The organism is Gynuella sp. (assembly GCF_050297175.1).
In the GTDB taxonomy this organism is placed as follows: domain Bacteria; phylum Pseudomonadota; class Gammaproteobacteria; order Pseudomonadales; family Natronospirillaceae; genus Gynuella.
On the sequence record NZ_JBNKSF010000017.1, the window covers coordinates 1 to 21,474 of the forward strand.

Annotated in this window: 20 protein-coding genes and 3 pseudogenes; 16 read left to right on the forward strand and 7 right to left on the reverse strand. The window is 44.4% G+C overall.

Annotated elements, in window-relative coordinates; all coding sequences use genetic code 11:
- The coding region (locus ACQY6I_RS06275; protein ID WP_428240619.1) for a hypothetical protein at positions 1 to 268 on the forward strand (268 nt) is incomplete at its 5' end.
- Between the two features lie 25 nt (positions 269 to 293).
- On the opposite strand, the pseudogene ACQY6I_RS06280 reads toward ACQY6I_RS06275, so the two are convergent.
- Positions 294 to 479, reverse strand: a pseudogene (locus ACQY6I_RS06280) (transposase); the annotation flags it as partial.
- A 101-nt stretch (positions 480 to 580) separates the two neighbouring features.
- On the opposite strand from ACQY6I_RS06280, the gene ACQY6I_RS06285 reads away from it, so the two are divergent.
- Positions 581 to 1,267 (forward strand): hypothetical protein, encoded by a 687-nt coding sequence (locus tag ACQY6I_RS06285; RefSeq protein WP_428240620.1) that lies wholly within the window; start codon positions 581 to 583, stop codon positions 1,265 to 1,267.
- 106 nt (positions 1,268 to 1,373) lie between these two features.
- Here ACQY6I_RS06285 and ACQY6I_RS06290 read toward each other — a convergent pair.
- Both ACQY6I_RS06290 and ACQY6I_RS06295 read right to left on the reverse strand, forming a co-directional pair.
- Positions 1,374 to 1,814 (reverse strand): annotated as a pseudogene (locus tag ACQY6I_RS06290) (transposase); the annotation flags it as partial.
- Positions 1,757 to 1,894 carry a hypothetical protein gene (locus ACQY6I_RS06295; RefSeq protein ID WP_428240621.1) on the reverse strand — a complete coding sequence of 46 codons (138 nt, stop codon included), beginning with the start codon at positions 1,892 to 1,894 and terminating at the stop codon, positions 1,757 to 1,759. The gene ACQY6I_RS06295 and the pseudogene ACQY6I_RS06290, both read right to left, overlap by 58 nt.
- Before the next feature lie 509 nt (positions 1,895 to 2,403).
- Here ACQY6I_RS06295 and ACQY6I_RS06300 point away from each other — a divergent pair.
- The 11 genes and pseudogenes from ACQY6I_RS06300 to ACQY6I_RS06350 all read left to right on the forward strand — a co-directional run bounded on the left by ACQY6I_RS06300 (position 2,404) and on the right by ACQY6I_RS06350 (position 11,754).
- Positions 2,404 to 2,703: a hypothetical protein gene (locus ACQY6I_RS06300; protein ID WP_428240622.1), complete on the forward strand. Its 300-nt coding sequence runs from the start codon at positions 2,404 to 2,406 to the stop codon at positions 2,701 to 2,703.
- Positions 2,700 to 3,209 carry a hypothetical protein gene (locus ACQY6I_RS06305; protein ID WP_428240623.1) on the forward strand — a complete coding sequence of 170 codons (510 nt, stop codon included), beginning with the start codon at positions 2,700 to 2,702 and terminating at the stop codon, positions 3,207 to 3,209. Before ACQY6I_RS06300 ends, ACQY6I_RS06305 begins: the two co-directional genes overlap by 4 nt.
- A 336-nt stretch (positions 3,210 to 3,545) precedes the next feature.
- Positions 3,546 to 4,702 (forward strand): annotated as a pseudogene (locus ACQY6I_RS06310) (IS3 family transposase).
- A gap of 102 nt (positions 4,703 to 4,804) precedes the next feature.
- Entirely contained in the window at positions 4,805 to 5,059 is a 255-nt protein-coding gene (locus ACQY6I_RS06315; protein ID WP_428240624.1) for a hypothetical protein, read from the forward strand.
- Between the two features lie 96 nt (positions 5,060 to 5,155).
- Positions 5,156 to 6,379: an MFS transporter gene (locus ACQY6I_RS06320; protein WP_428240625.1), complete on the forward strand. Its 1,224-nt coding sequence runs from the start codon at positions 5,156 to 5,158 to the stop codon at positions 6,377 to 6,379.
- A complete protein-coding gene (locus tag ACQY6I_RS06325; protein WP_428240626.1) occupies positions 6,376 to 6,630 on the forward strand; it encodes a hypothetical protein in 255 nt (84 codons plus the stop codon). Before ACQY6I_RS06320 ends, ACQY6I_RS06325 begins: the two co-directional genes overlap by 4 nt.
- On the forward strand, positions 6,599 to 6,958 hold the full coding sequence (locus tag ACQY6I_RS06330; protein ID WP_428240627.1) for a hypothetical protein: 360 nt from the start codon (positions 6,599 to 6,601) through the stop codon (positions 6,956 to 6,958). Before ACQY6I_RS06325 ends, ACQY6I_RS06330 begins: the two co-directional genes overlap by 32 nt.
- Positions 6,959 to 7,153: 195 nt before the next feature.
- Entirely contained in the window at positions 7,154 to 7,555 is a 402-nt protein-coding gene (locus ACQY6I_RS06335; protein WP_428240628.1) for a hypothetical protein, read from the forward strand.
- Between the two features lie 28 nt (positions 7,556 to 7,583).
- Positions 7,584 to 9,086, forward strand: a complete 1,503-nt coding sequence (locus ACQY6I_RS06340) for an NAD(P)-binding domain-containing protein (protein WP_428240629.1) — start codon at positions 7,584 to 7,586, stop codon at positions 9,084 to 9,086.
- A 543-nt stretch (positions 9,087 to 9,629) separates the two neighbouring features.
- Entirely contained in the window at positions 9,630 to 10,097 is a 468-nt protein-coding gene (locus tag ACQY6I_RS06345; RefSeq protein WP_428240630.1) for a hypothetical protein, read from the forward strand.
- Between the two features lie 787 nt (positions 10,098 to 10,884).
- Entirely contained in the window at positions 10,885 to 11,754 is an 870-nt protein-coding gene (locus ACQY6I_RS06350; protein WP_428240631.1) for a hypothetical protein, read from the forward strand.
- A 243-nt stretch (positions 11,755 to 11,997) separates the two neighbouring features.
- On the opposite strand, the gene ACQY6I_RS06355 is transcribed toward ACQY6I_RS06350, so the two are convergent.
- The 4 genes from ACQY6I_RS06355 to ACQY6I_RS06370 all read right to left on the reverse strand — a co-directional run bounded on the left by ACQY6I_RS06355 (position 11,998) and on the right by ACQY6I_RS06370 (position 16,423).
- The gene (locus ACQY6I_RS06355) at positions 11,998 to 12,645 is read right to left on the reverse strand and encodes a DUF4291 domain-containing protein (RefSeq protein WP_428240632.1); all 648 of its coding nucleotides are present in this window, start codon (positions 12,643 to 12,645) and stop codon (positions 11,998 to 12,000) included.
- 90 nt (positions 12,646 to 12,735) lie between these two features.
- Positions 12,736 to 13,473, reverse strand: coding sequence for a helix-turn-helix domain-containing protein (locus tag ACQY6I_RS06360; RefSeq protein WP_428240633.1), 738 nt, complete (start codon positions 13,471 to 13,473; stop codon positions 12,736 to 12,738).
- A 1-nt stretch (position 13,474) separates the two neighbouring features.
- On the reverse strand, positions 13,475 to 13,984 hold the full coding sequence (locus tag ACQY6I_RS06365; protein ID WP_428240634.1) for a DUF6622 family protein: 510 nt from the start codon (positions 13,982 to 13,984) through the stop codon (positions 13,475 to 13,477).
- Positions 13,985 to 14,485: 501 nt separating this feature from the next.
- A complete protein-coding gene (locus tag ACQY6I_RS06370; protein ID WP_428240635.1) occupies positions 14,486 to 16,423 on the reverse strand; it encodes an acyltransferase family protein in 1,938 nt (645 codons plus the stop codon).
- Positions 16,424 to 17,313: 890 nt separating this feature from the next.
- Here ACQY6I_RS06370 and ACQY6I_RS06375 point away from each other — a divergent pair.
- From ACQY6I_RS06375 to ACQY6I_RS06385, 3 genes are all read left to right on the forward strand, one after another.
- A complete protein-coding gene (locus tag ACQY6I_RS06375) occupies positions 17,314 to 18,213 on the forward strand; it encodes a LysR family transcriptional regulator (RefSeq protein ID WP_428240636.1) in 900 nt (299 codons plus the stop codon).
- A gap of 343 nt (positions 18,214 to 18,556) precedes the next feature.
- Positions 18,557 to 19,888, forward strand: coding sequence for an aspartate aminotransferase family protein (locus ACQY6I_RS06380; RefSeq protein WP_428240637.1), 1,332 nt, complete (start codon positions 18,557 to 18,559; stop codon positions 19,886 to 19,888).
- A gap of 68 nt (positions 19,889 to 19,956) precedes the next feature.
- Complete coding sequence (locus tag ACQY6I_RS06385; protein WP_428240638.1) at positions 19,957 to 21,447, forward strand: CoA-acylating methylmalonate-semialdehyde dehydrogenase; 1,491 nt, start codon at positions 19,957 to 19,959, stop codon at positions 21,445 to 21,447.
- Positions 21,448 to 21,474: the final 27 nt, after the last annotated feature.

Here is a 21,474-nt window from a genome sequence, read left to right on the forward strand (position 1 = left end):
CCCGATTGAGCGGCCATCGCACTACAACAGCCAGATTCAACTGGCGCTGGACAGCCTGCTGACCAGTGACATGGATGCTACCGGACTACAGCTTTACTGGCGCGAAGCCGGCAGCGGCCTGAGCTTTGAGCATCAGATCGCACTGACCGCTGATGCCGACGGCAACTATCAATACAGCCTCGATGAACTGCCGTATCTAAATACTAAGCCCCCTTTAAAAGAGAGGGTTCAAAATTCTATACCAGCTCAACATCCCAGAACTATGTGATTATTCAGCCGCTCTAAAGACTATGGGCGGTGACCCGATAAACGCACATGGCGATCCAGATCTGAGTAAGCACCGCATTTTTACTCGTACCAACAAACGATTTGATTTTCAGATTCTGCTTGATCCATTTAAAGAACAGCTCCACCTGCCATCAAGACTTATAAATATCGGCTATCGTTTTGGCTGACAACTTCCTGTTGTTGGTTAGAAAGTTAGCGTTCATTCCAAACCGTCATTGCCAAGCTAAAGCAATTGGTTGATTCTAGCGTTTATCCATCGCCGTTTGGCTATTTTGATTAATCAGGAACACAAATGGGTTATATAGAATTTTTATCTAAATATAGCTATTCACAAGAATTGGTAAATATTGCTAAAGGGTTAGTTGAGGTGCCGGACTACACAGTTCAAGCGCCACCGGATCCAAGCTTTGGATTTCCTCCGGTACTAATACCTTTGTGGAGTAGTGCGAGTTGGCCTGGTTATATTGGTATCGCTAAACATTGGTTTGGCCGTCGGCAAGATACCTTTATTCAATTTTATGCAGATGAATTTTCTTTTGTTGAAATAGCACGGAATTTGGAGCAGTTAAAAGCATGGATGGTTTTTGACTTTTTATGTAATGTTCCTACACCTGAAGAGGTTTGTCATTTTGCTGAATCAATTGGTTTTTGTGCTGTTGATGAAGTGGAAAGTATTTTTGCTGACTGTGAAGATGTATCGGATTTGGCCAATCTAAGTATTTTTAAAAATGACTTGCCTTCAGTTATTGGAAAGGGAAGCGAATCTGGTGATCCAGAGTGGTTGAAGAAAACCGAAGGAGTAAACGAAGTTAAAGGATTAATGTCTGCTGACCGATATGAAGATGCATGGTATCAATTAAACAGCACTGTAATTAGTAAGCCTGAGGTAGTGGATATACTAAATGCTTTATCTCTTCGCGTAACTAACAAGGAGGCATTCAAGGATTTGATTAGTTGTTGGTTGGCTAGCAATCTGTAATTAAGCTAAGAACTAATAGAACAGCCCCCTCTCTTTGTCCCGTCCAGAACAAATAAAAAGGACATCCATAAACTGAGGGCGTTCAAAATTCTGTGTCAACTAAAAATCACAATGCCATGTGATCATCCAGTCGACCTTCAAAGTGGATCGCCAGTTGTGACAGCGTGAGGTTCCAGTTTTGGACCGGATGCGTCCATCGCTCGGATGCTTTCAGTATTCCGGCATACAGTAATTTTAGCAAGCTGTTCTCGTTGGCGAAGCCACCTTTCGTCTTGGTCAGTTTTCGAAACTGGCGATGTACTGCCTCAACCGCATTCGTTGTGTAAATGGCTTTGCGGACATACTCCGGGTATTGGAAGTAAGTCGATAATATCGACCATTTCGTTCGTCAGGATTTGATCACCATCGGATATTTGTCGCCCCATTTCGCTTCCAGTTCATCCAGAGCGATCTCCGCTGCATTCAAGGTCGCCACCTTATAAACACACTTCAGATCTGCCATGAATGCCTTCTGGTTTTTCGAGGCAAGATGAAAGGCGTCATGACGCCGTCTTTACCGGTGAGACAGTTACCCTCTTTAAGGGCTTTCAGGGCCGCTTCAAAATCAAATTCAATCTTGTTTTTCATGCATCATCTATCTAATACAAACATTTTAAAGAAATGACACAGTTTTCTGAACACTTCCTCTTGATCCTAAAATAATAGCTTCTGTAATTAACGCAGAGGCCGCTAAAATTCGGGTTACTGACTCTGAGGCCACAAAAATTGCAGATAAAATGTTGTATGAAGCGCATCCAGAACTAAATGGACGACAATTAACAAAAAGTGATGTTGAATTAATTGATGAATGAAAAAACTATAGAACGGATGCGCAGGTTAATAATGGAGTTTGGGATGTCAATTCAAAAAACGGAAAGACATCGGCAGCGGGATTGACTCAGTTTTTAAGTGGCACATGGAAAGGTCAAGCTCGAAAAGCAGGAACATATTTGAATGAGTATGCGAAAGATCAAGGCTTAGTTAATGAGCACAATAAAATCATTGATGGTAAAAAAGCGAGTTGCTGAATCTTAGATATAATAGTCGGCTTGCAATAACTGCTGCTGCAGCAGTATGACGCAAGTATTTTTAAAACGTTGCAAAGTGAAAACCGTGTTGAGAGCGATTTAACACTGAAAGATACTGCAAAATATTTATATTTTGGACATCATGAAGGATTAGCAGGAGCTAAGGCTATTTTGCCCACAGCAACAGAAAAAAACCCTAGCTTAACTGATGATAGAGCAAAAACATTATTTTCTTGGAATGCTAGTGCGACAACACAGAAGAGTTATTTGACGAATAATAACAATGATTACTCTACGGCATATATTAGTTGGTTAAATGATTATACTGATAAGCATGTTGATCCGAGTAAATTTGAGGTTAAAAAATGAGAATAATGAATGTTGCCCTTATGGGGATGACATTGACTTTGTATAGCTGCAACGCTGGCGCTGAGGATTGGTATACAGATACAGATGTTGAAACCTTGAATGGGCCTTTGCTCCTTCAAACAGATGATACAAGTCCCTTATACAATACGAGGTTGTTATATGGTAAAAATTTAATTCGAGAGTATGGAGAAGTGAATGCAGAAGTTGCAAAGGCTTTTCCTGAACATAAGGCTCTGGTTGCACTAATAATGCTCCCTTCTGGCGGTTCAGGCTGTCCTGCTATGTTCGAGTTGATTGATATGACATTAACCCCTGTGTATGTTTCTCCTCAATTTGGTTCATGTAGTGATATTCCGATATTTGAATACACAAAGAAGCGATTGAGGATGAGTTTTCCTACATTTACTAATGAGGAAAGAATTTATATCTATAACGTAGGTTCAAAAAAATTATTGGATAATTCATCCGGTCCAGAAAAAACTCTGGGCGATGACGCCAAAGAATGATTTTTTAAAATGATCGTTTAAAAAACCCGCCGGTTTTTGAGCAATGTCACTTATGGAAAAGGTCACTCAGGAAAGAGCGGTAAGTTGTTGTTTATTTTATCAATCGAGGCTTTCCTCTTTCAGCCGCTCATCAATCAGTGGCGTTCGCCTCCACCACTGTAATCACCAAAAACCCCTTCGTCATCCGGATTTTAAATGCGTGTTAGAATTATCAGGACTCCAACTCTAAGAAGTACTCAAAATTGCCCATTGTTCCCATCCCACTAAATACTGTAGTGGTCTAATAGCACCGGACACTTAATTGAGAGACAATCGTCAATTAGTTAAGGTGTCAGTATGAGTCAGAAACGCACTCACAAACAATATACCAAAGCGTTTAAAGAAGAAACTGTGGCTTTGGTTGGAACAAGGGTATTCGGTAGCGCAGGCAGCGAAATTACTGGGTATTGGTAGCAGCTTGCTCTATAAGTGGAAAGAAAAAATTGAAGTTCAACGAGAAGGTGTAGCCTTGGTCGAAGACGAACGCGATGAGCTTAAACGTCTGCGCAAAGAAGTGAAAGCATTGCGCATGGAGAAGGAGATTTTAAAAAAGGCCAGCGCCTTCTTTGCGAAAGAAGTGAAGTAAAGTTTGAATTCATCAAGGCTGAGTCTGAGCAGTATTCAGTTGTGATGCTTTGCCGGGTCATGCAAGTGAGCAAGTCTGCTTACTATGACTGGAAGAAGCGTCCAGGCGAAATAATCAGTGCGGAAACACAGGCGCGATACCGCCGCATGAAACAGCTCTTTGCAGACAGCAGAGAGAGCTTAGGCAGTCGGGAAATGATGAAGCAGCTACGCAAAGAAGGCTATCAAATTGGTCGCTATAAAGTTCGAAGGTTGATGAAAAAACTCAAGCTGATTATTCAGCAGAGAGTGGCATATAAGGTTACCACGAAGCGCAAACATACAGATGCTGTTGCCGACAACCGACTGAATCAAACCTTTAATCCAGTGGCTCCGAACGAAGTTTGGCAGGTGACGTTACCTATTTGAAAACCGGCGAAGGCTGGATGTACTTGGCGATTGTGATGGACCTTTACTCAAGACGTATCGTTGGCTGGCATATTGATAAGCGTATGACCAGCGACCTGGTAGAGAAAGCGTTGATTAAGGCCGATAATCTTCGTCAACCACCCAAAGGGCTGGTCTTTCATAGCGACTGGGGTTCGCAATATACAAGCCGACGCTATCGAAAATTACTGAACAGCTATGGTATGCGAGCGAGCATGGGTGATGTAGGTGCTTGTTGGGACAATGCGGTCGTCGAACGATTCTTTGGCAGCCTCAAGCATGACTGGTTGTTCAAGGTGCATCAGCCAACGCGAGAGCATATGAAACAGGATGTGGCGGCTTACATGAAATATTACAACATAGAAAGGCTGCATACGGCGAATAGAGATATGTCGCCGATTGAATATGAAAATCAGTTTAGAAAAGTGTCCGGTTGGGCTTGACCAATACACAATCACGATGCCATCGATACCGTCGAGATTCATAGCCGGTTTGGTGGCGACAGCATTCCACTGTTGCTGGAAAAATCCCTCGGCATCCAGCCCATGGAAATATTCGTCAATTATTTATTCAGCAAAAGCCTGGATCGGATTGAAAGCACCTGTGAACGTCAAAGCCGTATTTATTTCTTTAAAACAACAGACGAACTCAATAGTCTGCTTGAGCATAACAAACGCGCAGACAGTTACACGGATATCCAATTATACAACGGTCATGAAGCCGCAGTTCCGCTCAATATTCAACATGAATTTAGCAGATGCGGACAAATTATTTTTCTGGAACCGCACAAGGAACGCTGACTTTTGGGGCTGTTGGCAGCTACGATATTACGATCTAAATACAGTCCATGCTACATCAATGTAACTATCACAATTTATATACAGTTAAGGTTTCTTATGTCTGAATTGCTAAAATCCAAGGGTGTTAAAGCACTGCTAAGCGGATACCTGATCAGTAATATCGGTTCCTGGTTTCGAATGCTCGCTGTCATGGGGTTGCTATATGATATCACCGGAACCACGGCTTCCCTTGGCTTCAGCATCATAATACGGTATTTGCCTAAATTTCTGGTTAATATTTTCTTTATTCACCATATCAGCGCCATCAATAAGCAGACCCTTTTGCTGTCAGGCAGCCTGCTATCCTGTCTTTCTGTCTTGACTCTGGCCGTCACCAGTCCGCTACACAGCGTGGCGATTATTTACCCATTGCTGGTTCTGATCAGTATCGGTGATTCCCTAATCGATCCGGCAAGAATGTCTTCTGTCAGGCAGCTCTCCAACAAACAGAATATGGGCAAAAACACTGCTTCTTTCACAATTGCGCGGGAACTGACAATGCTGTTCAGTGCTTCCACCGGAGGCATACTGATCAGCTTGATCGGTACCACATATACCTTGATGCTCGATGGCATATCCTATTTCATGGCCATTCTTTTATTCGCCTTCCTGCCCCGAGGCTTCTTATCTGGCAAGATAAACCAGAGCGAAGCGAATCCATTGCTGCTGGCATTCAGGATGTTTACAAAAAAGACAAAAGTCAGCCTGTTACTGAGAGTCTGCTTTGTGCGTCAGCTTGGATATGGCATTGCCATGGTTGGCTTCAGCGCCCTGGTGTTTCGTGATCTTCAATTAGATGCCTCCTGGCTTGGCTGGGCCTATAGTGCCGGCGGGGCGGCCGCTATTTTGGCGGGCATGTCTTTCAGGCGAAAACTGAAGCGCTCTCCCTTAAACCCCGGCAGCGCCTTAAATACGCTGACCCTGGCCTACATCGTGTCAGTGGTTTTTATGGCGACCATGTTGAGCGCCCCCAGCATCATGGTGTTTTTTATCTTCGTAGCACTCTACGACGCCAGCTCCATTGTGACAGACATATCGCTGGAAACAGCTTTGATGCTTCACTCCGATGAAGACGGTGCGGCCTTTCCGGTTTTCTTCGCTCTGGAAGGTGTCGGCATTTTATTGGGTGCTATGCTCTATTCCACTTTTTTGCACGAACAGTCGCAGTTCACGGTGAGCATCATCGTCACACTGATCATGGCCATTTCCGCGATCATGTTAGGTCTTTCTAGATACTCCGAGAAAGTTAAATTATCGTGCTCAGGAACTGGCAGCCCATGATTTCCACTATCACCCATCATCAGATAAGTCCTGAGACATTTGCAAAATATCACAGCGATTATCTGAGCATTCGCCCTGGAGCATTGCTGTTTCGCGCAAGCACAGCGGTTTATGATGAATTGTTGTTAACATGTCAGGCAGTACGTACCGCGTTGACCGAATGCTTACTGGAGCTAATCAGAGTCAAAACGACTGACGCCCTCTTTGAAGATCTGGGTTTTGAAGCCTCTGATTCAACCTTTCTTAAATGAAGCCGATATACTGCTGGCCTCACAATTTATGCGGATCGATGTCCTGAAACCTGCAGATGGCTTCAAAGTCATCGAAGCCAATATCAGCCCCTCTCTCGGGGGCATCGGTATGGTGGATCGTTATTGTCAGGTGCTTGCCGGGCAAGATGAACAGTATCGGGCAATTGTAACACCAACCCAATGTCTTTCATCCTTACTGGAAGACATGCTAAAAAATCACACATACGCTTCAGGCGCAAAACTTTATCTAGCCTGCATAGAATCCGACATGGATGTGTTGCACCCTTACGAAGCCTGCCATTTTTTGAATCAGCAAAAAACCGTCTAGTCTGAAGTATGCGCTTTAAACGCGATTCGCTTCCACAATGATGGCGTATATGTTCAAGGTAAAAAGGCAGATATTATTTATCTATGCATCACTCAGGATCAGTTTTTAGAGGCCAATCAGCAAAATGTTCTTGGACAGCTGATTGATTATCACAGACGTCAAAAAGTGATCCTGATCTCACCTTTAGTGTTCTCAATGCTGGGTAGCAAGCGTTTGCTGGCGTATTTATATAGCTACGGACATCCTGACTGTAAATTTTTATCGGAGTCCCGTCTCCCCGAGCAATTGGACTGCAGAAAGCTGTTGGCCGAAAGACAAGAGTATGTGATCAAGGAAGCCGTTGGTTTAGGAGGAAATGGGGTTCATATTGGATTAAATACAGATATCAAGACGTGGGAGCAATTAGTCAACAAAGTTGCTGCCAGGCCGAAGTCCTATGTACTTCAACGCTACTGCAACCCGGTTGTTACCGGTACTTCATCGAATATCGTATTTGGCCAGTTGCTTTTTTCAGGTCGCAATGGCGGCGTATTGATGCGCTACAACGACAGCTCTGAATCGAAAGTTGTTAATTCGAAAGGTGGGGCTTTTTTCTAGACATTAATCAAATGGAACAGGTATTAATATGTTAGATTTTGCAATTATTGGTGCTGGTCCGGCCGGACTTCAAATGGCTTATTGTCTGAACAATAAATGCTCGTACGAAGTGTTTGAAAAGTCCGATGCCATAGCTTCAAGTTTCTCTATGTATCCGCGTCACAGAAAGCTGATTTCGATTAACAAGCGTTTCACCGGCAGTTCAGACCCGGATTATAATTTGAGACATGACTGGAATAGCCTACTTGCCAAAGATGGTCCCAAATTTACGGATTATGACAAAGAGCTTTTTCCAAATGCTGATTCGATGTGCAGGTATCTGGAAGATTTCAAGCAGCATCATGGCCTGAATGTCTCATTGAATTGCGGCATATCCAAGATCGAGAAGTCTGGCGCCAAATTCCGGCTGACTTTAGAAAATGGACGAGTCAAGGAAGCAGCCTGTGTCATCGTTGCAACGGGCCTGCATACTGTAAATGTGCCTGACATCCCCGGTATTGAGCATGCCGAGCAGTATGCGAATGTGTCCATTGACTCAGAAAAGTTTGAAAACAAACGGGTCTTAATTATTGGTAAGGGAAATTCAGCCTTCGAGAGTGCTGATCATATTGCCGGCTCCGCCGCACTGATTCATCTCTGCAGCCCGGAACCGCTGCAATTTGCCTGGAAAACCCATTATGTTGGTCACCTGAGAGCCGTTAACAATAATATTCTGGACATGTATCAGCTGAAGTCCCAGCACGCGCTACTGGATGCCAGAATCAGTGCGATCTCCCCTACAGCCAACCATCAACTGGAAGTCACGCTGGAATATTGCCATGCTGAAAACGAAATCGAGAGAATAGTCTACGATAGCGTGATTTGCTGTGCAGGCTTTAAGCTGGATACCTCAATTTTTGCCAGGAACTGCATGCCTGACACCCAATATAACGGCAAATATCCGTCTTTGACTCACTCATTTGAGTCAAGCAATATCAGCAACTTGTACTTTGCAGGGACATTAATGCATGGTCTGGACTATCAAAAATCCACATCAGGTTTTATCCATGGCTTCCGCTATAACGTGAAAGCAATGGCGCAGATACTACTGGAAAAATTTCAGGATGTTGCACCCCCCGAAAGTGAGAACCTGCTGAGCAAGAGCGAGGTGCTCGCCACCTTATTCAAGCGTATAAATTCTAACAGTGGCCTGTGGCAACAACCTGCATTTCTGGCCGATTTTTTTGTATTTAAGGAGCAACAACTGATTCATCATCAGGATATGCCCAAGCAATACGGTCTGCAAAAATTTAATCAGTATCAGATGATTGCATTAACGTTTGAGTATGGAATAAGGTGTTCTATGCGAAGAACAATCCAACTGAAAACAACCTGGTCGTCTTTCTCATCGTACTGGATGAAGGTAGCTTTCGTACTGCTGCCTAACAAGCTCCAAGACTCTATTTTCCAAGCCGTCTTACAGCGAATTCGCTACGCGATCCAACACGCCGCAACCGAACCGGGCACCTTTTCGCAGTTACCGAACCAGTAAATTCGATCACTTGATCAGAGGAAATTTCTTTAGATATGATCGTTTTATGACGTTCAACAACACGATAAGAGGCGTTACTTTTCAGACATGTTACAAAGAAAATACCTTTATTTTCCAATTGGTTATACCATTCATAATCTATGATGGCCCATGGCCTGTTTCACTCTTGTTTTATGATGTTTTGTGGTGAAACGATTATAAATCATTGAATGAATACAGGCCTCCCTTTGTGTAAGTTAACGGGACAACAGTGATCCAAGGCGTTTTCTTAATTTTCTGCAAGTACAAAAATAGCCCCCGAAAATAAGTCGATTTTTTGCGCAGGATGTTATCAGTCGTCATGACCAACGACGAGTATGCAACACTATTGAAAGCTTTTTATTTGAGCTGGTCAGATTTGCTTGACCACATTAGTATATTTTGTTGATATAACTAAAAAACTCTAAACAACCAAGTAACTCTCATGCAGTGAAAAACCATAGCAGTTTGGTTTTTCGAGATTATAAAATTAGAACTATTTAAATTCAGTGAGATTTTATATTTATGAAGTATGCTTTATTTCTGTTTACCGCATTAATATTAAATGCCTGCGCGATGCAATCCGTCAAACACGCTTACGAAGGTGAATTAGAAAGTACGGATAGATTAGCCATTATATGGACGGCTGGTGAAAATTTCACCTCTATTCAAAAAGTGAATGATGAAAAAGTAAATGCTTTTGTTAAAGCAGTTTATATTAAGCCGGGTTCTAATACGGTGCATATACAAAGGTCAGAAGAAATTGTCTTGGGTGTCAAGTCTAATTGGAATTGGGTGTTTAAGTTTAATGCCGAAGCAGGTCATACTTATTATTTTGCTCCCGTTCCAGCTGGTATAAATCAATATTCTCTAGTGGGCTATGATGGCGGAACCGATTTTCCAGATGTCACTCAAGATCTCAGTTCCAAAGAACATAAGCACCTTAGAAACCTTATAAAGCATCGTCAAACGATCATGCTTTATAAGCCATAATGTTAGTGAATATTATCTATGACTAAAAACGCTGGAATTCGCCATTTAATGGCGAACAGTTCAGTGAGAGTCCGTTTGGAATAATAGACAACAAAAATAGTTTCCGGTATGTGGAACTCGTCCGGTCCTTAAGAGATTTTAAATTGATCAAGGTGGACCTAGCGGGATCGTTTTTAAAGTTTGGACAATTTACCCATGTTGAGGCTCTCGAGTCGATTTTAGATGATGTAAAATTTACAGGCACCATATTTGGTGACATGTTTACTCGTTGTGAATTTAATAAATCGATACTTCATATTACCTTCTGCGACGTAATTTTTGATCAATGTATCTTTAGTTACGTGAATTTCAAAAAAGCAGCACAACAGCGGCAAGATCGACTCCGAGACCCACAAACTCTACAACAAGAGTGAGATCATCGACTCCACCATGCAGAATGTACGACAATGTTAGAGAACGGCAAAAAAAAGTCGTACTTTCCTTGCAAAAAGTGATACCAGTTCAATGCTTTAAATGTTCAGATGGTATTTGCTTATGTTATTTTCTTGAACCTGAAATAGGTAAAATGTTGTGTATAAAACTTGAGAACGGTGAATGCGCCTGGACGACTGACTTGTTTATTAGATGGGGAAGAAAATACATGGCAGAATATAGCAGTAAATTTTCAGTATTCACCTGGAATAGGCGTATATGGAATTGCGGAGTACGAAAAAGAGGTTTTGCTTATCTCTCAGTCCGATTTGGATTTTATAACTGTTCATGACTTCGCTGAATCGGTATCCACAACATGAAAGAAACATCACTTGAGCAAATAACTCGTTTATACGATGAATACTCTACGAAACTTAACCATCATCTATCCTTAGAAAAAAACAAAATAAAAAATAAAAATGGGGTTCATACATTTTCAACCGCAACATTCATGTATACAGGTGCTGTTAGTGCGTGGGTTGCTAAGAAAGATATCAGACAATTTTCTGAAAGAAGCAACTCATCCATTGCCCGTTTAGCTGGTTTGTTCGAATGTTCTCAGCAAGGAAAAAATATTTATAATTTAAATCGCTGGGAATACTACCATGAGTTTTTTTCACTCGCTCTGAGTTTTAATAGTGTCTCTCTTGCAAAAGAAATGGCGGAATACTGTAGCACTGAGAAGCTAAAAGGTAGCTTTGAACCTCCACCTTATAGCGTTGAATGGACACTTTCTTTAAAGTATTTAATTCTGGATATCGAGAAGGAAGGAAAAAAGTGGCTGGCTGAATTTCATAAGCGAAGTGGTAATAAATCAAATTTAAAATATTTGGGCTATGCTAATGCAATGCAAGCTATCTGGGATCGAAACGAATCAGCCTTTATCAAAGCATTGGATCATATCAACGAGCATTATCCAAAGCAGATAAATTCAAACGCGATGTTTTGGCGTATTGATCAACATTTTTTCAGCCAGTATGGAATCGCCCTGGTTTATCTCGCTCACTCAAAAGGTATGAACATAGTCTATGAAAACACCTATTTTCCTGCAGATATGATGAACCTACCGGAGCATCATGTAACACCATATATTCCAACACCACGAGGCCTGTTGAGACAGCTGATAAAAGATGCTGTTGACCAACATAAACAGCAACAAGATCATATAAAGAAAAATAAAGGCTAGGCTTACCTGGTAATTCTGTAATATTGGAATAAGCTGTTCTATGTGAAGAACAATCCAACTGAAAACAACCTGGTCGTCTTTCTCACCGTACTGGATGAAGGCAGCTTTCGTACTGCTGCCTAACAAGCTCCAAGACTCTATTTTTTAAGCCGTCTTACACCGAACCCGCTACGCGCGTTTATCGATTTCTTCCGCCAAAAACAATATGCGGAAAAAAATTAATCGCAAGCTGTCGATAACCGGTCACTCGATCGCCGCACAGTCATGGTTAAAATTCTGCTCTCCCTCTGTTTCTGAGTCATGTAGATGCCTGAATATCGGTTCTGTAACGTTAAAAGGCATCTCAACAGGCAACCGCCGTTCAGCGGCGGCTAACTCTCCTTGCTCAACCAATTCGTGTATCTCTGCTGCCAAATCGGAGACATCCGCAATCTTTTGTGTCCACTCATTAATATAGAGCGGCACCGCTTCATTGGTTAGACCAATTTGAATGGTACGATGTTTCTGAGGCTGCAACTGTAAGTCACGTTCCGGGTCCCATTGAATACGAACCGGTGTGGCTTTTTTTATTCTTAACCACTCGTCTTTGTCTGCGTAATGCTTGGCTTTATGGCTCAACAGACTATGTTCAAGCGCCCATTCAAAACCTTCCCGGGTAATGTCGATGGCCAGAATTCTTTGCTGAGCACTCTCTTTTTTGCCCCACCCAGAGCGATACATCATCCACAGAAAAGAAGGCTTAATCCAGGTCATGCGCTCCATCTTGAACGGCGGTGATTTGAAGGTTCCGTATTCAAGAGCTGAATCGGCAATTGCAGCACTGTAAGCCTGATAGACCCGAATAGTTTTATCGTCATAAACGGCTCTAATCTGTTTATTGGGTATGCTCATAAATTCTGTTATCCATAAAAATAACTTTCACATCGTCTGAGTCATGACTAAGAGGTAGCCGGTTTGTCTGCAATGTTTCGCAATTAGCAATCAGAGCACTCCAATTTCCCGTGCTTTTAGAGCCGCTTCGGTACGATTGCGTACTCCGGTTTTTTCCAGAATCATGCTGACCCGGTTTTTGACAGTGCCTTCGGCAAGAAACAAACGTTCAGCGATTTCTTTGTTGCTGAAGCCTTTGGCAATGAGTGCGAGTACTTCTTTGTCTCGTTTGGAGAAAACCACAGCTTCAGCCGATGGTTTATGTTCTGGGTGTAGTTCTCGCTGGGCTTCAACCAACTCATCAATGAGCTTGCGGTTTTCTTCGATGATTCTGCGGGATTGCCAGAATATTTCAGAAAAGGCAATGAAGACCAATTGACCAGGCAACAGGTCGAATATGAAATCCACATTTGCCTGGCCATTTGAGACCAGGACAAAAGGAAGGTGGTTCATCAGCAGTAACAACAGGTACGATAAAATCGATAATGGTCTTGGAAGCTGCGCTGACAACGTCAAAAGGATAAAAAACGCAAACTGCAACACACCGGGTACCGGGGTCAGAAGCATTCCAATCATGGCGAAGATTCCTTCAACAATCAGAACAGCCATGATCATGTACGGAGACCAGCGTTTTTTCCATTGTCCGATCGGCAGTAACAGAGCAAAGACTATCGCGCCTATACTCCAGGCCCATATGACGGTCACGCCTGCTGTATACATGCGTAGGAGAGCCTGTATCAAGGTCGCGTAGATAAATATTCGCAGGGTCCACAAAAGCGCTGGATTCATATTAACTTCCTGGATTCAGTTCCACGTAATGTCTGAGGTAACAAGTGGTCCTGCCCACCAGAATTCCTGTAGACAGACCAGTAATTGTAAAAAATACAACTTCAAAGCCGATATTCAACAACATATCAGGGGCTATGGCGACCATTACCCCATAGGTAAATTTAGCCATAAATATGATTGGGAAGATGATCAGAGATGTGACACTGCCTTGAACCATAAGCCCACGACGATCTGACAGCTCGGCTATTGGCGGCGGAGTTAAGAAGCAGTAGCTGATCGTCGCACCAATTGCCGCTGCGATCAGCCACACAATGCCTATCGAGGGAAACTGTCGGGAAGCATGAATGAGTGAAGAGACGCTCAAATACAGAAAAAAACCGGTGAGCAGCACATTCTTGCTCATGCTGATCTTACGGGGTTGAAGCCCCCTGATTCCAACCGTCAGACCATAGGCCAGTACCAGCCAGGCCCAAAAAGGGGCACCGCTGAGAATATCTATCATTGAGATCATAATAAAACCTTTGGGTGTTTGTGATTGACGATCCCAGGTTATGTCGAAATAGGGAGAATCAGCAGGTGCCAAAAGTCACGGTGGGGTCACTGTTTAGTCACTGTGGCCGTGAATGTGACTGCCTGAGAGCCGAATTGGGCGTTTTTTAGTGACCTTGGGTTAGGTTTGCAGGAAGAGTTAAAAACATTTGTAAGTAACGGATATAAGGTGGACTCAGTTCGATTGAATCGTACAACTTTTCAGGATGGTCTGTTCACAGTCAGAGGGAAAATTCGGCAGGTTATTAGCTTCAGTTACAATGATGCACTATTCAGAATCTTCCGCTTTCATGCATCCACGTAGATCAGCCATAGCCGAAGGGGATTATTCTCCCCCTGACGGTCACATTTCGATAGTTCCTTCCCGGATATTCAGGGACGTGCAACAGTGATTTGGAGATACACTCATCACGCAACCATTTGGAAAACCAAAAGAATGCGCAATAATTGAGCTAAAACCAGCTCACAACGAAGCACTTCTGGTAAAAATCTTTTCGCTGAGTCGGCGAAGTAGATATCTTGCACCATAGATACTTGGATGATTTGTATCATAGTACAAAGGGTATCCATCATTAGAAGCAATACAACGGCTGGCATCACATAGCACATTTTCTGAATGCAATATGGTTACATTTGGAATCGACTGGATCCGATTATAGAAGCTATCCAGACTCGCAACCCTTTGCTCATATACGGCACGGCTCGTTGAAACTACATCAGAGCCACTTCTCATCAGTTCAGGAACATGCCAGCCAACTTCTGGAATACTGGTCAGAATATAAATATGAGTACCTAATTGACTGAGCTGGTTTACATAAGAAACCAGCTCGTTTTCAATGGCCTGGTGTCGAAGGGAGTCCGCTCTCAGATGATCCATGAAGTCCATATGATCGTATAACACTTTGGGGGACTGGCCTTTTTCTTTTCCACCTTCCTGATTATCAAATCTGCTGGAATTCAAATAAAGTGCGTAACGGGCAGCCATCAATACATTGCTGATATTGTTATCTTTTATAACATTGAGTACTGCTTTGTAGTTGTCATGACACTTACTTCCGTAGTTCATATCATGTCGCCATAGGTTCATCGCAGGAGGGCAGCCCGTTTCTGTACCAATTAATGCTGCTTGATCATTCAGTTTGAGTATTTCAGAAAATCCATCCTGCAATGCGTCAGCATGACTGTCTCCAAGCAAAATCCAGTTCGGTTTAATCTCATCATTACCTAACACCTGGTTTCTGGAACTACGTAAAAACAGCCTGTCATTGAGCGCTAAAAAATGCTTGTCATATCGTTGCTCAGCAAAACCGATTGTTTGTATACCTATAACGCCAAAAAACACAAAACCTGTGATACCAACAAGGGACATGCTGAAAATTTTCTGTCGATTGAACTGTTCTTTTTTTCTGAAGGGCTGCTCCACAAACCTCCAGGTTAGTACAGCAAGCACTAAGGATAATGCTGACAATGCCCCCATTAGAGCCATACCCGGCTCATCAATCAGCTTTATACGAGCAAATGCCAGCAAAGGCTGATGCCACAAATATGCGGAATAACTGATTAAACCTATACCAACACATAATCGTGTGCTCAGTATCTTTGCTGCCCAGGTTCCCTTTCCAGCAAACAAAACCAAAAGAACCACTCCAACAACGGGAACCAGGGAATAAACGCTTGGAAAGGGTATCTGTTTGTCGTAAAAAAAGATGGAGAAAACGATTGCAGCCAACCCGACAAACGACAGAATATTATTTTCTTGTACGCCCTGTTTTTGAACGACAAAGGCAGCGAGGGAACCGGCAAATAGCTCCCACGCACGTGTTGGTGCCAGATAAAAATTCGCAGTTGACTGATTACGCCATCCCCACTCGCTGATTGCCAAACTAATAGCAGCAAGCCCCGCAATCATCCAAAAAACCCGGTGTTTACCAAAGCGCCAGGCTAAAAACAGGAAAATTGGAAACAGAACATAATACTGCTCCTCAACTGCCAGACTCCAAGTATGCAGTAAGGGTTTCTCTTCTGCCGCCGCATCAAAGTATCCACTCTGGCGCCAAAATAAAATATTCGATACAAACAGGCTGACGGCCACAAAGCTCTTAGAAAAATCTATCATTTGACTTGGCAACATCCATGCCCAGGCAAATGGAATACAAACCAGCATGACAAAGAACAAGGCGGGCAATATTCTTCGTGCACGTCTCTCGTAAAAATTGATAATGCTAAAGCGCTTTTTCTCGATATCATCAACCAGTATGGTGGTAATTAAATACCCGCTGATCACGAAAAACACATCAACACCGACAAACCCTCCGCCGAACAACTCAAAACCGGCGTGGAATAGAATAACCGGAACAACAGCAAGAGCTCGCAAACCATCAATTTCAGCACGATATTTCATAGCAACAATCCTTGGCATTTAAATGATTTAATGAATCACTCCCTCATAATTGGCAGCTTTCATTTACTTTTTTAAATTATTTAGCCTGTCAGAACTCGTAAAATCCCTGGATTTAAAAAACTAGCATGGGTTTAGTTCCCATGATGATGCATCCGTGCATCATACGATTGCTCTGGCACATTTCATTACCAGCCCAACATCTGTGCTATTAAATATCCGCATAATTTCTTAAATACTTTACACAATGAACATATCTGCTCAACATTTTTTTGTTTTTATTTTTTATTTATATCATCTCACGCCAGTAGTCTTAGCTTTATGTTTGTCTATGTAATGTTTTTATAGTGCCTGCAGAGTCGTGTTCAGAAAATACCAGTGTACTTTTTTGACTCCATCTGCCACTAAACGAAACATCTCAAATCAGGTCTGATGCTGGCGCATATTTGCCCACAACCTCGATATAACCACATGATATAAGGTTTAAAATTAAATATCAGATGTGTTGTTTCCAACCCATTCACAGTCCTATTCCAATGATATATCAGATGCAGACGACAACTTCATCGATGTGTGTGACAGTGTCAGTATTGTACGAATCAGAGATTGTCACAGAAATCTTTTAAACCGGTATCACTGAAAAAGGTCAACTCTATTGCATGCCAAAACAACCGAAAATGGGAATAGTTTTCGAACAAAACTTAACCTATCTGGTTAACCATTTTTTCATCACTTATCACACCAACAAGATACCCGTCGCAACCATCAGTGATTTGCCCACAGACCTTGACCAGACACCAGCGAGTCCAACCAAGGATTTCCCCTTCCATCTCCACCAGAATCAGATAAGCTTCTACATAACTAAATGATGTTGGTTTTCCAGATACTCACCCATGAAACCGAAAAATCCACTCAGTCAGGTCAGTGACTATGATCTGCGTTTACTGCGTTTATTTAAGACCGTTGTGGAGTGCGGCAGTTTCTCTGCGGCGGAAAGTGTTCTGGGAATTACCCGTTCGGCAGTCAGTCTGCAAATGGCGGATCTTGAGAAACGCCTGGGAATGCGCCTGTGTCAGCGGGGTCGCGCCGGCTTTGCCCTGACAGATGAAGGTCGCGAGGTGCTCAGAGCCTGTGAGGTGTTATTGACAGCGGTGGAAAACTTCCGCAGTGACGTCAATCAGATCAATCGGCAGCTAAGAGGCGAACTCAATATTGGCATCGTCAATAATCTGGTAACACTGCCACATATGCATATCACGAACGCACTCAAAAAACTGCGGGAGCAGAGCGATGAAGTACGTATCAACATCAGCATGAGTACGCCGGGAGAAATCGAACGACGGTTGTTCGATGGTCGGCTGCACATTGGCGTGATACCGCTGGACCTGCCGTTATCGGGACTGGAATACAATGTCTTGTACACGGAGCGTTCGAGCCTCTATTGCAGCCATGAACATTATTTTTTCGGGCTCGCGGAGGACCTTGATGTGGCGCAATTGAAGTCTGTTGATGCGGTGGCTCCGAGTGATCGCATGAACAGCGATGTAATCAATCTGCATCAACTGCTTAATTGCAACGCCACGGCATCTGACCGAGAAGGTATCGCTTTTATGATCCTGACTGGCAGTTATATCGGTTTTTTACCTGATCACTATGCCGCCAACTGGGTCGATAAAAACCAAATGAAGGCACTGATGCCGGAACAACTGTTTTTTGAATCACGACTGGCAACAGCTACCCGTAAGGGGCAACGGACTAACTTGATCGTGGAAACTCTACAGCGGTTTTTATAAATCCCATAGATAAGCAAATACTTACCTGAAGTTTATAAAGTTTGTATTTAAATCACCTAAAGACCCGTTCAATCTAACAGAGCTCTGAATAATGTAGACGAGGACACCAGAACAACGCAAAACGGCTCTGGCCACACGGATCATTATTCAGTTGTCCTCATACCTGGTACTGGAATATACCCGGTTACAGGTGAAGCATGGACGTATCACCATGGACTTCAGGTCCATGTGAACCCGTTAATATCTTTGAGATGTTGTCGGGTGACATCCAAATGGATCACGAAGATCTGTTTGCATGCCAGGTTAACAGTGTCCAAATATTTATCTAATAGCGGGTAAAATCATGTCTAATTCTTTTGCCGGGCTGACCCAAAAACAGCTCGATGCCTACTGGATGCCCTACTCCTCAAACCGGCAGTTCAAAGCCGATCCCAGAATCATTGTCAGCGCTGCCGGCAGTTATCTCACCGATGCCGACGGTCGTCGTGTGTTTGATGCGCTGTCAGGACTGTGGACCTGTGGTGCGGGTCATTGCCGCCCGGAAATATCTGAAGCTGTCGCCAATCAGATCAAGCAGCTGGATTATTCACCGGCTTTTCAATATGGCCATCCCAAGGCCTTTGAACTGGCAGCCCGTATTACTGAACTAACGCCACCTGGACTGGATCATGTTTTCTATACCGGTTCCGGGTCTGAAAGTGCCGAAACCTCACTCAAAATTGCCCGGGCCTACTGGCGCAAGAAAGGCAAACCCACCAAAACCAAACTGATTGGCCGGGCCAAGGGATATCATGGGGTCAATTTCGGGGGCATGAGCGTCGGGGGCATCGGCGGTAACCGTACCATCTTCGGCAGTGGTGTTGAGGCAGACCATCTGCCACACACATTATTAAGAGAAAATGCATTTACCCGTGGCATGCCGGAAACCGGGGCCGAAAAAGCCGAAGAACTGCTGGAACTGATCGCGCTTCACGACGCTTCCAATATTGCCGCAGTAATCGTGGAGCCACTGGCTGGCTCTGCCGGTGTTATTCCACCACCAAAAGGGTATCTGCAACGACTCAGGGAAATTTGTGATCAACATGACATCCTGCTGATTTTTGATGAAGTCATCACTGGGTTTGGCCGGATGGGATCTTATACCGGTGCAGAGGAATTCGGTGTCGTGCCGGATATCATGAACGTTGCCAAGCAGCTTACCAATGGCGCGGTACCGATGGGAGCGGTTATTGTCAAATCCGATATTTATCAGACCTTTATGGATCAAGGTGGCGCAGATTACATGATCGAAATGCCGCACGGTTACACATACTCCGGTCATCCGGTAGCCTGTGCCGCAGCGCTGGCATCACTCGATATACTTAAAAACGACAGCCTGATCGAACGGGTCCGGGAAATGAGTCCGGTGTTCGAAAACGCGCTGCACAGCCTTAAAGGCAAGCGCTATATCACCGATATCCGCAATTACGGTCTGGCTGGGGCCCTGCAAATTGAACCTTACCCAGGCGAACCCGTGCTACGGCCTTATGAAATCGCCATGAAATGCTGGCAAAAAGGGTTTTATGTTCGCTACGGCGGCGACACTCTGCAGTTTGGACTGCCTTTTATTGTCGAAGCTGAAGAAATTGATCGCCTGATCAATGCGGTTGGCGAAGCCATCAACGAAGTGGGTTGATTAACCCGTTGTCTTGTTTATCCGGTCACCACGACCGGATTATTTTTGTTTTGCTGAAGAGGTTTAATATGCAAACCATCGGTCATCTCATCGGCGGCTCAATCGTGACTGCCGGTGATCGCCATCAGGAAGTTTTCAATCCATCCACTGGCACCCCCTCAAAACAGGTATTACTCGCCAATAAGGCCACCGTCGAACAGGCCATCGCCGCGGCTCAGGCAGCCTATCCGGCCTGGCGGAACACACCGCCGGCCAAACGTGCGCGGGTAATGTACCGTTTTCGTGCCCTGCTGGAACAACACGCAGATGAAATTTGCCGTCTGATCGGCGAAGAACACGGCAAAATCATTCATGATGCCATGGGTGAACTGCAACGTGGCATTGAGAATGTTGAATACGCCTGTGGGGTACCGGAGCTACTGAAAGGCGAACACAGTAAAAATGTCGGCCCGGCTATCGACTCCTGGAGTGAATTCCAGCCATTGGGGGTTGTGGCAGGCATCACGCCGTTCAATTTCCCGGCTATGGTGCCGCTGTGGATGTACCCGATAGCCATTGCCTGTGGCAATACCTTTGTGCTCAAACCCTCTGAGCGCGATCCAAGCGCAACGCTGTTTATTGCCCAATTGCTACAGGATGCCGGTCTGCCGGAAGGTGTGCTGAACGTCGTCAATGGTGACAAGGAGGCAGTGGATACCCTGCTGGACGATCCACGTGTCCAGGCTGTCAGCTTTGTTGGCTCGACTCCCATTGCGGAATACATTTATGGCCGTGCCAGTGCCAATGGCAAACGGTGCCAGGCACTGGGTGGTGCCAAAAACCACGCCATCATCATGCCGGATGCGGATCTGGATAATGCCGTTAATGCCTTGACCGGTGCCGCGTTCGGTTCTTCCGGCGAGCGCTGTATGGCGTTATCTGTTGCTGTTGCCGTGGGAGATGACGTTGCCGATGCCCTGGTCAGCAAAATGAAAGCCCAGATGACAGCCTTGAAAGTCGGCGCTTTCAGTGACAAGGACAACGATTTTGGCCCGGTCATTACCAAAATCCACCAACAGAAAGTGGTCGGTTATATCGACAGTGCCGAACAGCAGGGCGCAGACGTCGTGGTCGATGGTCGTGAACCCGTGGTTGCAGGTTATGAGCAGGGCTTTTTTGTGGGCGGTACCCTGATTGATCGCGTAACAGCGGAGATGGTCTGCTACAAAGAGGAAATCTTCGGCCCGGTACTGCTGGTGGTTCGAGTCAACAGCATGCAGGAAGCCATGGACCTGATCAACACCCACGAATATGGCAATGGAACCTGTATTTTTACCCGGGATGGAGAAGCCGCGCGCTATTTCAGTGACAATATTCTGGTTGGGATGGTGGGCATTAACGTACCCCTGCCAGTACCCGTCTCCTATCACAGCTTTGGCGGCTGGAAGCGTTCCTTGTTTGGTGACCTGAGCGCCTATGGCCCAGATGGCGTACGGTTTTATACCCGCCGGAAAACCATCACCCAGCGCTGGCCATCTGCCGGTGTGCGTGAGGGGACCCAGTTTTCGTTTCCTTCGTAACCGCAACACAGACGGGAGGGCTCTGTC

What these genes read in the sequence shown, in the direction of transcription:
- ACQY6I_RS06355 (WP_428240632.1), bottom strand. Translation starts at nt 12,645, where the DNA reads ATGAGCATACCCAATAAACAGATTAGAGCCGTTTATGACGATAAAACT.
- ACQY6I_RS06335 (WP_428240628.1), top strand. Translation starts at nt 7,154, where the DNA reads ATGCTGGGTAGCAAGCGTTTGCTGGCGTATTTATATAGCTACGGACAT.
- ACQY6I_RS06380 (WP_428240637.1), top strand. Translation starts at nt 18,557, where the DNA reads ATGTCTAATTCTTTTGCCGGGCTGACCCAAAAACAGCTCGATGCCTAC.
- ACQY6I_RS06340 (WP_428240629.1), top strand. Translation starts at nt 7,584, where the DNA reads ATGTTAGATTTTGCAATTATTGGTGCTGGTCCGGCCGGACTTCAAATG.
- ACQY6I_RS06360 (WP_428240633.1), bottom strand. Translation starts at nt 13,473, where the DNA reads ATGAATCCAGCGCTTTTGTGGACCCTGCGAATATTTATCTACGCGACC.
- ACQY6I_RS06370 (WP_428240635.1), bottom strand. Translation starts at nt 16,423, where the DNA reads ATGAAATATCGTGCTGAAATTGATGGTTTGCGAGCTCTTGCTGTTGTT.
- ACQY6I_RS06385 (WP_428240638.1), top strand. Translation starts at nt 19,957, where the DNA reads ATGCAAACCATCGGTCATCTCATCGGCGGCTCAATCGTGACTGCCGGT.
- ACQY6I_RS06320 (WP_428240625.1), top strand. Translation starts at nt 5,156, where the DNA reads ATGTCTGAATTGCTAAAATCCAAGGGTGTTAAAGCACTGCTAAGCGGA.
- ACQY6I_RS06365 (WP_428240634.1), bottom strand. Translation starts at nt 13,984, where the DNA reads ATGATCTCAATGATAGATATTCTCAGCGGTGCCCCTTTTTGGGCCTGG.
- ACQY6I_RS06350 (WP_428240631.1), top strand. Translation starts at nt 10,885, where the DNA reads ATGAAAGAAACATCACTTGAGCAAATAACTCGTTTATACGATGAATAC.
- ACQY6I_RS06315 (WP_428240624.1), top strand. Translation starts at nt 4,805, where the DNA reads ATGGAAATATTCGTCAATTATTTATTCAGCAAAAGCCTGGATCGGATT.
- ACQY6I_RS06305 (WP_428240623.1), top strand. Translation starts at nt 2,700, where the DNA reads ATGAGAATAATGAATGTTGCCCTTATGGGGATGACATTGACTTTGTAT.
- ACQY6I_RS06285 (WP_428240620.1), top strand. Translation starts at nt 581, where the DNA reads ATGGGTTATATAGAATTTTTATCTAAATATAGCTATTCACAAGAATTG.
- ACQY6I_RS06375 (WP_428240636.1), top strand. Translation starts at nt 17,314, where the DNA reads ATGAAACCGAAAAATCCACTCAGTCAGGTCAGTGACTATGATCTGCGT.
- ACQY6I_RS06295 (WP_428240621.1), bottom strand. Translation starts at nt 1,894, where the DNA reads ATGAAAAACAAGATTGAATTTGATTTTGAAGCGGCCCTGAAAGCCCTT.
- ACQY6I_RS06325 (WP_428240626.1), top strand. Translation starts at nt 6,376, where the DNA reads ATGATTTCCACTATCACCCATCATCAGATAAGTCCTGAGACATTTGCA.
- ACQY6I_RS06345 (WP_428240630.1), top strand. Translation starts at nt 9,630, where the DNA reads ATGAAGTATGCTTTATTTCTGTTTACCGCATTAATATTAAATGCCTGC.